The sequence below is a fragment of the Duganella sp. CF458 genome (genome assembly GCF_900113115.1).
In the GTDB taxonomy this organism is placed as follows: domain Bacteria; phylum Pseudomonadota; class Gammaproteobacteria; order Burkholderiales; family Burkholderiaceae_D; genus Rugamonas.
Map to the genome: position 1 here is coordinate 17574 of NZ_FOOF01000022.1, position 14180 is coordinate 31753.

The window sequence follows — 14180 nt, forward strand, 5'->3', positions numbered from 1 at the left end:
TTACACGAACAGTTTGGCGGTGTCTTCGGACCAGGCGTGGCTATGCTTGCCCCAGTCGCCGTCACCGCGCGGCTCCGGGTAGCCGGACTGGCAGTAACCGCGCTTGGCGTCGAAGTCGAACACGGCTTGCGGCACGCCGTTGATCATCAGGACGGATTTGCGCGAGTCCTGCGACCAGCCAACGTGGAAATGAATGAACTTTTCGCTATCGGCGACGTCGGCGACGTTATAAACGTGCACACCGTCCTGTACCTTGTTGCCTTCAGCCGCTGGATCGATGGCGTAGAAATAGCCGGTTTCGGCATCATCCTGGAAGACGACTGCGAATTTTCCGTCAGGAGAGTGGGATTCGAAATGGGTCTGCTGGCCGACGGTATGGTGGCCGTCTACATCGATCAGGAGTGGCATGCTGAGAAACCGAAGAGTTTGCGTGGGCGCAGTATAGCTTGCGCCTAGCTTTCCTCGTCCAGCATTTTCTGGATTTCAGCGCGCTCTTTGGCCGAAACGTGGCCGCCACGCAGCGCGGCCATTACCAGGGCCTTGCCGGAGCCGGCAAATGCCTTGTGGATCAAGTCTTTCAATAAAGAGGTCTGGATCGAATCCTGTTGCTCGGCAGGGGAGTAGACGTGGGCGCGCTGGCTTTCGTCGCGGTTCAGCAGGCCCTTGGCGTGCATCACTTGCAGCAGTCGCAGCACGGTGGCGTACTGCATATCCGGCCGCGTTTCCACGGCCGCATCATGCACCTGCCGCGCCGTTGCCGGGCCAAGCGCAAACAACAGGCGCAGCATTTCCAGTTCGCTAGGGGTAGGTTTCGGGAGCGGCATGAAAGATCCAGGAAGGACAGCAATGGATCTAGAATAAATGATCTAGACAGAAAAGTCTATGACTGCGAACTGTCGACCTCGTGTCCCACCATGGGGTCACACCCGAATCGGGACACGGACTCAACCGTACTGCAGCCGTGCTCGTGTCTCATTTCGGGTGTGACCCCACGGTGGGACACGGGCTCGGCAGTGGGCTTACCAGGCCATTTCGCCTTTGGCGACTTTGGCGCTCAGTTGCAGGGCGCTGTCGAGGCCGGCTTGCGGGTAGGCGGATTTCATGGCGGCGACCAGGGCGGCGCTGTCGGCGGCGGCTGGAGTGGCGGCTTCGAAGCGGCGCAGGTAGTCGGCGGTGTAGCTGATGGCGTCCGGCGTCAGGGCGCTGCCGGGGGCGAAGTGGCCGGGCACGACGGTCGTCGGCTTCAGCTTGGCCATGTCGTCCAGCACGGTCAGCCATTGGGCGCGCGATTCCGGCGTCTGGGTGTCGGCCACCCAGACGTGCAGGCCTTTGAACAGGACCACGCCGCCTACCACGGCTTTGATCGACGGAATCCACACATAACTGCGGTCACCCTGGCCGTTAACCTGCAGCTTCTGGCCTTCCAGTTCGATATCGCCTTGCAGCAGTTCCGGCATCACCACGCCTTTCGGTGCGTTGGCGCCGAGGATCGGGCCCCAGTAGGCCACCTTGGCCTGGGCTTTCTTTTCCATGGCGGCGATGGTGGTGCCGCGTGCCACGATGCGGGCTTGCGGGAAGGCGGCTTTCAGCACGTCCAGGCCGAAGTAGAAGTCCGGGTCGCCGTGGCTGACATAAATAGTGGTCAGGCGCTTGCCGCTGGCTTTGATCTGGGCGGCCAGCTTTTCAGCTTCGGCGCGCGAGAACTGGGCGTCCACCAGCACGGCGTCTTTCTCGCCTTTGACCAGTACGGAGGCAACCGGGAAGATGGCGGCTTCGCCCGGATTGAAGACTTCCAGGGTCAGCGGGGCCGCGGAGGCGCCGATCGTGGTTGCGGCGAAGGCGGCTGCGGCGAACGTGTGCTTGATCATGTCTGTGTTCCTTGTTGTGAGTGGATGCTGCCAGTGTAGGCCTTTTGATATGATCGAAAAATAGGATATATTGAAACTGTTTATTGCATAAATCGTTCATATGGATCGCATCGCTTCTGCCAACGTCTTTGTCACCATTGCCGAACGCGGCAGCTTGGCCGGGGCCGCCGAGGCACTTGATATGTCGCGCGCCATGGTGACGCGCTACCTGGCGGAGATGGAGGAGTGGGCGGGTGCGCGCCTGCTGCACCGGACCACGCGCCGCCTGGGCTTGACCGCGGCTGGGGAGGTGACGCTGGCGCGTTGCCGCGAATTGCTGGCGCTGGCCGGGGCAATTCCGGCGGCAGGCGATGCGGGAGCGGGAGAACCGCGCGGCTTGCTGCGGGTGGCATGCGCACAGTTCCTGGCGCAGACAGCGCTCGCCGATGCGCTGGCGCACTTCCTGCGCCAGTATCCGCAGGTGACGGTCGACCTTCAGGTCGATAACCGCGCCGTCAATCTGGTCGAACAGCGCATCGACCTGGCGATCCGTATTACCAATGCGTTGGAGCCGAACCAGATCGCGCGCAAACTGGGCGAGTGCCGCTCCATGCTGGCGGCCTCGCCGTCCTACCTGGCCCAGCATGGAGCGCCCGCCGCGCCGCAGGAGCTGGCGCGGCATAACTGCCTGGCGTATAGCTATTTCGGCAAGAGTGTGTGGACGCTGGTGCGCGATGGCGAGCCGCCGCAAGAGGTGCCGGTAGGCGGCAACCTGTCTTCGAACGAGTCGATGGCATTGCTGGCGGCGGCCGGGCAGGGCGCAGGCATCGCCATGCAGCCGCGCTTCGTGGTGCAGCCGCTGATAGCGGATGGCAGGCTGGTGCAAGTCTTGCCGGACTGGCAAGCGCAGGCGCTGGGAATTCATGCCATTTATACATCGCGCCAGCACATGCCGCCCGCACTGCGGGTCTTGCTCGATTACCTGGCCGACTGGTTCGCCCGGCATGGATCGGAGTTTTAGTTGTTTCAGTTCAATGACAGTGCTATGCTAGGCGACCGTTTTTGGAAAATCTGGAAACACAGAGCCCTTCCCCACAACTTGATGTGCAATCCGCTAACCGGTCAGGCCGTGTCGCGGAAGGTTTGAACAACCCGCTAATTCCTCGCGAAGCGCGAAGAAAGGTGAGCAAAGAAATGATGCAACAACAGACGTCCAATTCCTACCTGTTTGGTGGGAACGCGCCGTACGTAGAAGAACTGTACGAAGCGTATCTTGAAAATCCTGGCTCCGTGCCAGACAACTGGCGCCAGTATTTCGACGCCATGCAGAACGTGCCGGCAGTTGACGGCAGCGCCAAGCCAGACGTCGTGCACTCGTCCGTCATCGCTTCCTTCGCCGAACGCGCGAAAGCGGGTCCAATCCGCACCATCGTCGCTTCGTCCGACGCCGAAATGGGCCGCAAGCGCGTGGCCGCCACCCAGCTGATCGCAGCCTACCGCTACCTGGGCTCTCGCTGGGCTAACCTGGATCCTCTGCAGCGCCAGGAGCGTCCAAGCATTCCTGAACTCGAACCTTCCTTCTACGGCTTCACCGATGCCGACCAGGACACCGTTTTCAATATCAGCAACACCTACTTCGGCCCAGAGACCGCGACCCTGCGCGACCTGTCCAACCTGCTGAAGGACACCTACACCCGCTCCGTCGGCGCGGAATACATGTACATCTCCGACCCGGCCGAAAAGCGCTGGCTGCAGGAGCGCCTGGAGTCGATCCGTTCGACCCCTAACTTCACCGCGGAAAAGAAAAAGCACATCCTGGAGCGCTTGACCGCTGCTGAAGGCCTGGAACGCTACCTCCATACCAAGTACGTCGGCCAGAAGCGCTTCTCGCTGGAAGGCGGCGAAACCTTCATCGCTTCCCTGGACGAAGTGATCCAGCGCGCCGGCGAAAAAGGCGTGCAGGAAATCGTTATCGGCATGGCCCACCGCGGCCGCCTGAACGTGCTGGTGAATACCCTGGGCAAGGCGCCTAAGGACCTGTTCGAAGAATTCGAAGGCAAGCACGCCGACGACCTGCCGGCTGGCGACGTGAAATACCACCAGGGCTTCTCGTCCGACATCTCCACCGCAGGCGGCCCGGTCCACCTGTCGCTGGCGTTCAACCCGTCCCACCTGGAAATCGTCAACCCGGTGGTTGAAGGTTCCGTGAAGGCCCGTATGGACCGCCGCGGCGACGCGCAGGGCGCGCAAGTGCTGCCGATCCTGGTGCACGGCGACGCGGCATTCGCCGGCCAGGGCGTTGTGATGGAAACCCTGAACCTGGCGCAGACCCGTGGCTACGGCACCGGCGGCACCGTGCACATCGTGATCAACAACCAGATCGGCTTCACCACCTCCGATCCACGCGATGCACGTTCCACCATTTACTGCTCCGACGTCGTGAAGATGATCGAGGCTCCTGTATTGCACGTGAATGCCGACGATCCTGAAGCGGTGGTACTGGCTTCCCAGATCGCCCTGGACTACCGCCTGCAGTTCAAGAAAGACATCGTTGTCGACATCATCTGCTTCCGCAAACTGGGCCACAACGAGCAGGACACCCCGGCGCTGACCCAGCCGCTGATGTACAAGAAGATCGCCAAGCACCCTGGCACCCGCAAGCTGTACGCGGACAAGCTGATCACCCAGGGCGTGATCCCGGCCGACGGCGGCGACGCCATGGTGGCCGCTTACCGTGCTGCGATGGACCAGGGCAAGCACACCATTGATCCGGTGATCTCCAACTTCAAGAACAAGTACGCCGTTGACTGGCTGCCGTTCCTGAACCGCAAGTGGACCGACGCGGCAGATACCGCCGTGCCGATGACCGAGCTGAAGCGCCTGGCGACTGCCATCACCACCGTGCCTGAGAGCTTCAAAGTGCACTCGCTGGTCGAGAAGGTCCTGGCTGACCGCTCCACCATGGGCAAGGGCGAGATGAACCTGGACTGGGGCATGGGCGAGCATCTGGCCTTCGCATCCCTGGTTTCCTCCGGCTACGCAGTGCGCCTGACCGGCCAGGACGCCGGCCGCGGCACCTTCACCCACCGTCACGCCGTGCTGCACGACCAGAACCGCGAACGTTGGGACGCCGGCACCTACATCCCGCTGCAGAACATCGCAGAAGGCCAGGCACCGTTCACCGTGATCGATTCCGTGCTGTCCGAAGAGGCAGTGCTGGCCTTCGAGTACGGCTACTCGACCGCCGAGCCTAACACCCTGACCATCTGGGAAGCCCAGTTCGGCGACTTCGTCAACGGTGCCCAGGTGGTGATCGACCAGTTCATCAGCTCCGGCGAAGTGAAGTGGGGCCGTGCTTCCGGCCTGGTCATGATGCTGCCGCACGGTTACGAAGGCCAGGGTCCTGAGCACTCGTCGTGCCGCCCGGAGCGCTTCCTGCAGCTGTGCGCTGACAACAATATGCAAGTTGTGCAGCCGACCACCGCATCGCAGATCTTCCACGTGCTGCGCCGCCAGATGGTGCGCCAGTTCCGCAAGCCGCTGGTGATCCTGACTCCTAAGTCGCTGCTGCGTAACAAGGATGCAGGTTCCCAGCTGGAGCAGTTGGCCAAGGGCGCCTTCCAGACCGTGATCGGCGAAGTGGACGAGTCCATCGATGCCAAGAAGGTCAAGCGCGTGATCGCCTGCTCCGGCAAGGTGTACTACGACATCGTCAACACCCGCAAGACCCGCGGCGTGACCGATACCGCCATCGTGCGTATCGAACAGCTGTACCCGTTCCCGCACAAGGCGTTCGCTGCTGAACTGAAGAAGTTCCCGAACCTGACCGAAGTGGTGTGGGCGCAGGACGAGCCGCAGAACCAGGGTCCTTGGTTCCAGATCCAGCACAACATCTTCGAGGCAATGGAATCGGGCCAGAAGCTGGCATACGCCGGCCGCCCAGCTTCCGCTTCGCCTGCCGTGGGTTACTACGACAAGCACTACGCGCAGCAGAAAGACCTGCTGGAAACCGCGTTCTCGAAGCTGAAGGGCTTCATCCTGACCAAGTAATCGCAATAAGCGGGTGAGCCGCCCGCGCGATGCGGGCGGCGCAAAAAATACACAAAATTCGGAGTAAAAAACAAATGGCACAAATCGAAGTCAAAGTTCCTCAACTGTCGGAATCCGTCGCTGAAGCGACCCTGCTGACCTGGCACAAGAAAGTCGGCGAGGCAGTGGCCCGCGACGAAAACATGATCGACATCGAGACCGACAAGGTTGTCCTGGAACTGCCGGCACCAGCCGCCGGCGTGGTTGTGCAAGTGATCAAGGCCGACGGCGCCACCGTGGTTGCCGGCGAAGTGATCGCCATCATCGATACCGAAGCCGCTGCCGGCGCGACCCCATCGGCTCCTGCTGCTGCCGCTGCACCAGCCGCCGCTCCTGCTGCCGCCGCCGACAAGTCCGGCGTTGCCATGCCAGCCGCTGCCAAGATCCTGTCCGAAGCCGGCATCGCCGCTTCCGACGTTGCTGGTTCCGGCAAAGACGGCCGCGTGACCAAGGGCGACGCCCTGGCTGCTGCCGCCGCACCGAAACCAGCCGCTCCGGCACCGCTGGCGCCAGCCGCTCCCAAGGCACAACTGCAGAAGGTTGCTGCGCCAGCCGCCGCCAACCTGGGCGATCGTCCGGAAGAACGCGTGCCAATGAGCCGCCTGCGCGCACGTATCGCCGAGCGCCTGGTCGAGTCCCAGTCCACCAACGCCATCCTGACCACCTTCAATGAAGTCGACATGAAGCCGGTCATGGACCTGCGTAACAAGTACAAGGACAAGTTCGAGAAAGAGCACGGCGTGAAGCTGGGCTTCATGTCCTTCTTCGTCAAGGCCGCCGTGCACGCACTGAAGAAGTACCCGATCCTGAACGCTTCGGTCGACGGCAACGACATCGTCTACCACGGCTACTTCGACATCGGTATCGCCGTGGGTTCCCCACGCGGCCTGGTGGTGCCTATCCTGCGCAACGCAGACCAGATGAGCATCGCCGAGATCGAGAAGAAGATCGGCGAATTCGGCCAGAAAGCCAAAGAAGGCAAGCTGACCCTGGAAGACCTGACCGGCGGTACCTTCTCCATCTCGAACGGCGGCACCTTCGGCTCCATGCTGTCGACCCCGATCATCAACCCGCCACAATCGGCAATCCTGGGCGTGCACGCCACCAAGGACCGCGCTGTTGTCGTTGACGGCCAGATCGTGATTCGCCCAATGAACTACCTGGCGATGTCCTACGACCACCGCATCATCGACGGCCGCGAAGCTGTCCTGGGCCTGGTGGCAATGAAGGAAGCCCTGGAAGATCCTGCGCGCCTGCTGCTGGACCTGTAATCCAGAAAGGCCTTGCCTGACCCGCAGGGTCGGGCACCGGCTTGCCGTTTTAAACACGAAGGGAGTCACATGAGCGTCTCCGAAGAACTGAAGCGCCTGCACGAATTGCACCAGGCCGGTGCCCTGAGCGATGAAGAATTCGCCCGAGCCAAGGAAAAGCTGCTGCAAGGCGGCGGTACCAGCCAGCAGGCCGGCGACGATTTCGTCGCTGAAGTCGGCAAGCTGCGCCGCTCCACCACCGACCGCTGGCTAGGCGGCGTGTGCGGCGGCATCGCCAGGCAATCCGGCATCGAATCCTGGATCTGGCGCCTGATCTTCGTTCTGGTCGCAACATGCCTCGGCTTCGGGGGGCTGATTTACATCCTTATGTGGATTTTCGTCCCCACGGACGACCAATGATTTGGGAAAAGACATGAGCAACAAACAATTTGACGTAGTAGTTATCGGCGCCGGTCCTGGCGGTTACATCGCCGCCATCCGCGCAGCGCAACTGGGCTTTTCCGTAGCCTGTATTGACGAATGGAGCAACGACGCCGGCAAGCCGGCCCCAGGCGGCACCTGCACCAACGTAGGCTGCATCCCATCGAAAGCGCTGCTGCAATCGTCCGAGCACTTCGACCATGCATCGCACAGCTTCAAAGAGCACGGCATCAACGTGGAAGGCCTGTCCTTCGACGTGGCCCAGATGCTGAAGCGCAAGAACACCGTTGTTAAGCAAAACAACGACGGCATCCTGTTCCTGTTCAAGAAGAACAAGGTCACCTTCTTCCACGGCCGCGGCGCATTCGCCGGCGCCGCTGGCGCTGAAGGCTACCCGATCGCCATCTCCGGCCAGACCACCGAAACCATCACCGGCAAGCAGATCATCGTTGCTACCGGCTCCAACCCGCGTGCACTGCCGGGCGCACCGTTCGACGAGAAACTGATCCTGTCGAACACCGGCGCCCTGAACATCGACACCGTACCGGCCAAGCTGGGCGTGATCGGTGCCGGCGTGATCGGCCTGGAGCTGGGCTCCGTATGGCGCCGCCTGGGCTCCGAAGTGACCGTGCTGGAAGGCCTGCCGACCTTCCTGGGCGCAGTCGACGAGCAGATCGCCAAGGAAGCACTGAAGCTGCTGACCAAGCAGGGCCTGTCGATCAACCTGTCCTGCAAGATCACCAAGGTCGAAGCCGGCAAGAACAACGTCACCGTTGAATACACCGACGCCAAGGGCGAAGCCCAGAAGTCCGTGTTCGACAAGCTGATCGTGTCGATCGGCCGTACCGCCAACACCATCGGCCTGGGCGCCGACAAAGTGGGCCTGGCGGTCGACGAGCGCGGCATGATCACCGTGGATGACGACTGCAAGACCAACCTGCCGAACGTCTGGGCAATCGGCGACGTGGTGCGCGGCCCGATGCTGGCGCACAAGGCGGAAGAAGAAGCGGTTGCCGTGGCTGAGCGCATCGCCGGCCAGCATGGCCACACCAACTTCAATACCCTGCCATCCGTCATCTACACCCATCCGGAAATCGCTTCCGTGGGCAAGACCGAGCAGCAGCTGAAGGCTGAAGGCGTGGCGTACAAAGCCGGCACCTTCCCATTCCTGGCGAACGGCCGCGCACGCGCGCTGGGCGATACCAGCGGCATGGTGAAGTTCCTGGCCGATGCAACCACCGACGAGATCCTGGGCGTGCACATCGTGGGCCCGATGGCTTCCGAGCTGATCTCCGAAGCGGTGGTGGCGATGGAGTTCAAGGCATCCGCCGAAGACATCGCGCGCATCTGCCACGCACACCCGTCGCTGTCCGAAGCGACCAAGGAAGCAGCGCTGGCTGTTGACAAGCGTACGCTGAACTTCTAAACCGGTAAACCGCTGCCTGACCCGCAGGGTCAGGCACCAGGCCCGCGACAGCCGCGTCATAAGTGTCAGACCTTGCGGGTCTGACACTGGTTTACCTGTTTGAAATAAACATGAACGTCCAAGAGTTCTACCAGCACGCGCTCACGCAGCGCGACTTCAAAGCCGACGCCGCCCAACAGCGCGCCGTCGACCGCCTGCAGCAGTGCTACGACGAATGGGTCGAGTACAAGTCGCAACGCTCGAATTCCTTCAAACGCCTGATCAACCGCCCGACGCCGCCGCGCGGCGTGTACATGTGGGGCGGGGTAGGGCGCGGCAAATCCTTCCTGATGGATTCGTTCTATTCGGTGATCCCGCTGGTGCGCAAGACGCGCCTGCACTTCCACGAATTCATGCGCGATGTCCACATGCAGCTCGACGAACTGCGCGGCGTGGAAGATCCACTGGACGAAGTGGCGAAACGGATCGCCAGGAAGTACCGCCTGATCTGTTTCGATGAATTCCACGTATCGGACGTGGCTGACGCCATGATCCTGTACAACCTGATGAAAGCGCTGTACGACAACGGCGTGTCCTTCATCATGACCTCGAATTACGAGCCGTCCACGCTTTACCCGGACGGCCTGCACCGCGACCGCATCCTGCCCACCATCGCCCTGCTGAAGGAAAAGATGGATGTGCTGAACGTGGATGCCGGCGTCGATTACCGCGGCCGCGCGCTGGAGCAGGTGGATGCCTACTACACGCCGCTCAACGCCAATACCGACCACCAGTTGCGCGAAGCTTTCGCGCGTGTCGCAGAGACCTCCGATGAAGACCCGCGCATCCATGTCGAGGGCCGCGAACTGAAAGCCTTGCGCCGCGCGGGTACCATCATCTGGTTCGATTTCGCCACGCTGTGCGGCGGCCCGCGCTCGCAGAACGACTACCTGGAAATCGCCAGCCGCTTCCATACCGTGATATTGTCCGGTATTCCGATGATGTCGGCCGGACAATCGTCCGAAGCGCGCCGCTTCACCTGGCTGATCGACGTGTTCTACGACCAGAAGGTCAAGCTGATCATGTCGGCCGAGGTGGAGCCGGAGGAGCTGTACACCTCCGGTGTGCTGTCCAACGAATTCCACCGCACCGTGTCGCGCATCGTCGAGATGCAATCGCGCGAGTATATGGAAAAGGAACAGCGCGGCGCTGCCGAAAAGCTGTCCTGACAAGGAGAAAAATTTGAAGAACTGGATCTGGCTGGCCTTGATGCTGCCAAGCGCGGTGCTGGCGCAGGACATCGGCCGTCCGGCGGCAACGGGAGCCCCGCGCATCCCCGAAACGCACTCGATCGAGCAGGCCGACGCGCGCCTGGCGCAAGTGGCCAAGGACCGCGCATCGGTGGAGGCGGAGTTCAACGCCAGCGAGCAGCTTTGCTACGAGAAGTTCTTCGTCAACGCCTGCATCGACGAGGCCAAGGAGCAGCGCCGCCTGCGCATGGCCGAGCTGCGCTCGGTGGAAGTGGAAGCGAATTACTTCAAGCGCCGCAGTGCGGTGGACGTGCGCGACCGCGAGCTGGAAGACCGCGCCCGCAAGGATGCCGCCGAAGCGGCCTATAACACCGCCCATCCGAAGCCGCCGCGGCCCAATCCTGAGCTGAAGCCGGCAAAGAAACCGGCGGCGGTGTCGGTGCAGCAGCGCCAGGCGGAGCATGACGCCCGCGAGCGCGCGCGCGCCGCCCAGGAAGCAGCTGCGGCGCCGGAGCGCGCAGCCAAGGCGGCTGCGTTCGAGCGCAAGAAAGTGGAATCGGAAAAGCGGCAGGCGCAAGTCAAGGCCAAGGTGGCCGAGAAGGAAGAGAAAAAGCGCCGTGCCGCCGAAGCGCAGAAGGCCGAAGCCGCGAAAGCCGAGGCCGAGGCCAAGGCCGAAGCGGCCAAGGCCGACGCCGCGAAGAAGCCTTAAACGGCTTTGCGCAGCTTCTGCACCGTGTAGTTGACCGGCTCCTTTGGCGGGGCGACCAGCTTGATGATCGCCATCGAGCAGTTGTCGCCCTTGCCCTGCGCCCGTTCGCGCGCCTTGTTGATCAGCAGTTCAGCCGCCTCGCGCGGCGATTTCTTGGCGATTGCGCTCGCCAGTTCCACGTCCGCGAAGTAAGACCACAAGCCGTCCGAGCACAGTAGGAACGCATTGCCTGCCTTCAGGTTCTCCTGCACGCCGAACGTGACGAACGGGTCGCGATGCTTGTTCCCCAGCGCGTTGCTGAGCAGCTTGGCCTGGCGGTGCTTGCGCGCCGCTTCTTCGGGCAGGTTTTCCTTCTCCATCAAGTGGGCGACATAGTCGGCATCGCTGCTGCGGGCCAGGCATTCCTTGTTGTCGAAACGATACAAACGTGAGTCACCGACGATGGCCCAGACGGCCTGGCGTTCGGGCGTCAGCACCATCAGCACCACGCTCGACTGCGGCTCGCTGGCACCGGTACGCGGGTCCATGACCAGGATCTGGTGGACGTCGTTCGCAATTTCGCGCAGCAATTCTTGCAATCGCGGCAAGTGGACCGACTCCGCGGCCCGGTATTCATCAAACAATTGTTTGGCGGTATGCAGCACCTGCTCAGCACCGGTGGCGCCGCCACTGATACCGTCGGCCAGCACGGCCAGCACATAGCCGGGCGCTTTCTGCGCCGTAAACAACGCGACACGGTCATTTTGTTGGGGCCGGCTACCGATATGTTGCGCGGTTCCGGCCTCGATTTTGTACGTGCTCATAGGGAGTTGACAGCTTCTTTCCAATGACTACCTGAGTTAAACTATGCACAGTATGCAGTTTCGTTGCAAGTATAGCCTGTTGTCGCTACGAAACTGTAAGCAAACGTTAATCGAAATCGTGCCGACTTTCCATTTATGATCAACAAAGAAGAAATCCAGCGTCGCATCGTTGAGCTCGATGTTGAGCACCGCGACCTGGATGCAGTCATTGAAATGTTGACCCTGGATGGTCACCACGATCAACTTCAGTTGCGACGCCTCAAGAAGCGCAAGTTGCAATTGAAAGACTATATCACCCTGCTGAAAATGCAATTGGTGCCCGACGTACCGGCCTGAGCAGGGCCACTCATTCTTCTACGAACTTGACAGATCCACAACAGCCGACCGCCGCTCCCGGCGCGCCGAACGATCCGGTTTTTCCTCCGGGGGCGCACGACGCCGATATTGAGCGCCTGTTTGGACCCGGCGGCCCCTTGGGCCCGGCGGTGGGCGGCTTTCGTCCGCGCCAATCGCAGACCGAGATGGCCAAGGCGATTGCCGATGCCATCGCCAAGCAGCAGACCCTGATCGCCGAAGCGGGTACCGGCACCGGCAAGACCTTCGCCTACCTGGTGCCGGCCCTGCTGTGGGGCGGCAAGACCATCGTCTCCACCGGGACCAAGAACCTGCAGGACCAGTTGTTCCTGCGCGATATCCCGACCATCCGCGCCGCGCTGCAGGCGCCGGTGTCGGTGGCGCTGCTGAAAGGGCGCTCCAACTACCTGTGCCACTACCACCTGGAACGCACGCTGCAGAACGGCCGCATGACTTCGCGCGAAGATGTCGGCTACCTGCGCGAGATTTCGCGCTTCCTGAAGATGACCAGCACCGGCGACAAGGCCGAACTGGCGCGCGTGCCGGAAAATGCCCTGGTGTGGAACCTGGTGACGTCGACCCGCGAGAATTGCATGGGGCAGGAGTGCCAGTACTACCAGGATTGCTTCGTGATGAAGGCGCGGCGCGAGGCGCAGCAGGCCGACGTGGTGGTGGTCAACCATCACCTGTTCTTTGCCGACGTGGCGCTGAAAGATACCGGCGTGGCCGAACTGCTGCCCTCCGCCAACACCGTCATCTTCGACGAGGCGCACCAGCTGCCCGATACCGCCACGTTGTTCTTTGGCGACAGCGTCTCCACCTCGCAGATCCTGGAGCTGTGCCGCGACGTGCTGGCCGAGGGCCTGGCCCATGCGCGCGACGGCGCCGAATGGGCCAAAGTCGTCACGCCGGTGGAAAAGGCGGCGCGCGACCTGCGCCTGACCTTCACGCAGGACATCGTGCGCATGTCGCTGCCGCAGATCGCGCCATCCAGCGATTTCTTCCCCGCGCTGCAGACGCTGAAGGATGAACTGATCGACATGGTGGAGGTGCTGGATAAGAACGCCGAGCGCGCCGAAACCATCGAACAATGCCGCGTGCGCGGCAACGAGCTGTCGGCCCGCCTGGAAGCGTGGAAATTCGACCCGAAAGCGAAAGTGGCTGCCGGCGAAGAGGCCGTGTTCTGGGTCGAAGCCTTCCAAAGCTCGCTGCAGCTGCATAAAACGCCGCTGTCGATCGCACCGATCTTCAATGGCCAGCGTGAAGGCGTGCCGCGCAGCTGGATCTTCACCTCTGCCACGCTGGCGGTGAAAAACGACTTCACCCACTTCGCCCAGCAACTGGGCCTGGAGAATGAAGTGGCGCGCAATTGGCCAAGCCCGTTCAATTACGAACAGCAGGGCATCCTGTACGTGCCGCAGGGCTTGCCGGACCCGAATTCGATGGGCTACACCGATGCCGTGCTGGATGCGGCGCTGCCGGTCATCGAAGCGGCCGGCGGCCGCACCTTCCTGCTGTGCACCACGCTGCGCGCTGTCAAGCGCGCGGCCGACCGCCTGCGCGACGAATTCGACAAGCGCGGCCTGAAGTTCCCGCTGTTCGTGCAGGGCGACCGTGGCCGTACCGAGCTGCTGGACCAGTTCCGCAAGGCCGGCAACGGGGTGCTGATCGGCTCCCAGAGCTTCTGGGAGGGCGTCGACGTGCGCGGCGAAGCGCTGTCGCTGGTGATCATCGACAAGCTGCCTTTCGCGCCTCCTGACGATCCTGTGCTGGCGGCCCGCATCGAAGTGATGGAGCGCCAGGGCCTGAACGGTTTCATGGGCCACACCCTGCCGGAAGCGATCATCAACCTGAAGCAGGGCGCCGGCCGCCTGATCCGCGACGAGGGCGACCGCGGCGTGCTGATGCTGTGCGATCCGCGCGTGATCTCCAAGCCTTACGGCCGCCGCATCTGGCAAAGCCTGCCGCCATTCAAGCGTACGCGCGAGGCGGCCGACGTCCTGGAATTCTTCAAAGGTCATTGAGCCCAGGG

Annotated in this window: 13 protein-coding genes; 9 read left to right on the forward strand and 4 right to left on the reverse strand. The window is 62.2% G+C overall.

The annotated features are described in order from the left end of the window. The 3 genes from BM269_RS26095 to BM269_RS26105 form a co-directional block, all read right to left on the reverse strand. Positions 1 to 408 carry a DUF2251 domain-containing protein gene (locus BM269_RS26095; RefSeq protein ID WP_090444474.1) on the reverse strand — a complete coding sequence of 136 codons (408 nt, stop codon included), beginning with the start codon at positions 406 to 408 and terminating at the stop codon, positions 1 to 3. 44 nt (positions 409 to 452) lie between these two features. After that, complete coding sequence (locus tag BM269_RS26100; RefSeq protein ID WP_090444477.1) at positions 453 to 824, reverse strand: BlaI/MecI/CopY family transcriptional regulator; 372 nt, start codon at positions 822 to 824, stop codon at positions 453 to 455. A 195-nt stretch (positions 825 to 1019) separates the two neighbouring features. Then, a complete protein-coding gene (locus BM269_RS26105) occupies positions 1020 to 1868 on the reverse strand; it encodes an MBL fold metallo-hydrolase (protein WP_090444480.1) in 849 nt (282 codons plus the stop codon). A gap of 100 nt (positions 1869 to 1968) precedes the next feature. Here BM269_RS26105 and BM269_RS26110 point away from each other — a divergent pair, with 100 nt between their 5' ends. From BM269_RS26110 to BM269_RS26140, 7 genes are all read left to right on the forward strand, one after another. Continuing rightward, positions 1969 to 2868: a LysR family transcriptional regulator gene (locus BM269_RS26110; RefSeq protein ID WP_090444483.1), complete on the forward strand. Its 900-nt coding sequence runs from the start codon at positions 1969 to 1971 to the stop codon at positions 2866 to 2868. A gap of 173 nt (positions 2869 to 3041) precedes the next feature. Next, positions 3042 to 5897, forward strand: coding sequence for a 2-oxoglutarate dehydrogenase E1 component (locus tag BM269_RS26115; protein WP_090444485.1), 2856 nt, complete (start codon positions 3042 to 3044; stop codon positions 5895 to 5897). Between the two features lie 74 nt (positions 5898 to 5971). Continuing rightward, positions 5972 to 7207 (forward strand): 2-oxoglutarate dehydrogenase complex dihydrolipoyllysine-residue succinyltransferase, encoded by a 1236-nt coding sequence (gene odhB / locus BM269_RS26120; RefSeq protein WP_090444488.1) that lies wholly within the window; start codon positions 5972 to 5974, stop codon positions 7205 to 7207. Positions 7208 to 7276: 69 nt separating this feature from the next. Next, the gene (locus tag BM269_RS26125; RefSeq protein ID WP_090444491.1) at positions 7277 to 7606 is read left to right on the forward strand and encodes a PspC domain-containing protein; all 330 of its coding nucleotides are present in this window, start codon (positions 7277 to 7279) and stop codon (positions 7604 to 7606) included. A 13-nt stretch (positions 7607 to 7619) separates the two neighbouring features. Beyond that, positions 7620 to 9053: a dihydrolipoyl dehydrogenase gene (gene lpdA / locus BM269_RS26130; protein WP_090444494.1), complete on the forward strand. Its 1434-nt coding sequence runs from the start codon at positions 7620 to 7622 to the stop codon at positions 9051 to 9053. A 110-nt stretch (positions 9054 to 9163) separates the two neighbouring features. Beyond that, positions 9164 to 10261, forward strand: coding sequence for a cell division protein ZapE (gene zapE, locus BM269_RS26135; protein ID WP_090444497.1), 1098 nt, complete (start codon positions 9164 to 9166; stop codon positions 10259 to 10261). A 13-nt stretch (positions 10262 to 10274) separates the two neighbouring features. Next, complete coding sequence (locus tag BM269_RS26140) at positions 10275 to 10991, forward strand: hypothetical protein (protein ID WP_090444500.1); 717 nt, start codon at positions 10275 to 10277, stop codon at positions 10989 to 10991. On the opposite strand, the gene BM269_RS26145 is transcribed toward BM269_RS26140, so the two are convergent. Then, a complete protein-coding gene (locus tag BM269_RS26145; RefSeq protein WP_090444503.1) occupies positions 10988 to 11794 on the reverse strand; it encodes a PP2C family protein-serine/threonine phosphatase in 807 nt (268 codons plus the stop codon). The genes BM269_RS26140 and BM269_RS26145 overlap by 4 nt on opposite strands. A gap of 135 nt (positions 11795 to 11929) precedes the next feature. On the opposite strand from BM269_RS26145, the gene BM269_RS26150 reads away from it, so the two are divergent. Further along, the gene (locus tag BM269_RS26150; RefSeq protein ID WP_055931517.1) at positions 11930 to 12130 is read left to right on the forward strand and encodes a YdcH family protein; all 201 of its coding nucleotides are present in this window, start codon (positions 11930 to 11932) and stop codon (positions 12128 to 12130) included. A gap of 26 nt (positions 12131 to 12156) precedes the next feature. Next, on the forward strand, positions 12157 to 14172 hold the full coding sequence (locus BM269_RS26155) for a DNA repair helicase YoaA (protein WP_170860487.1): 2016 nt from the start codon (positions 12157 to 12159) through the stop codon (positions 14170 to 14172). Positions 14173 to 14180 lie beyond the last annotated feature (8 nt).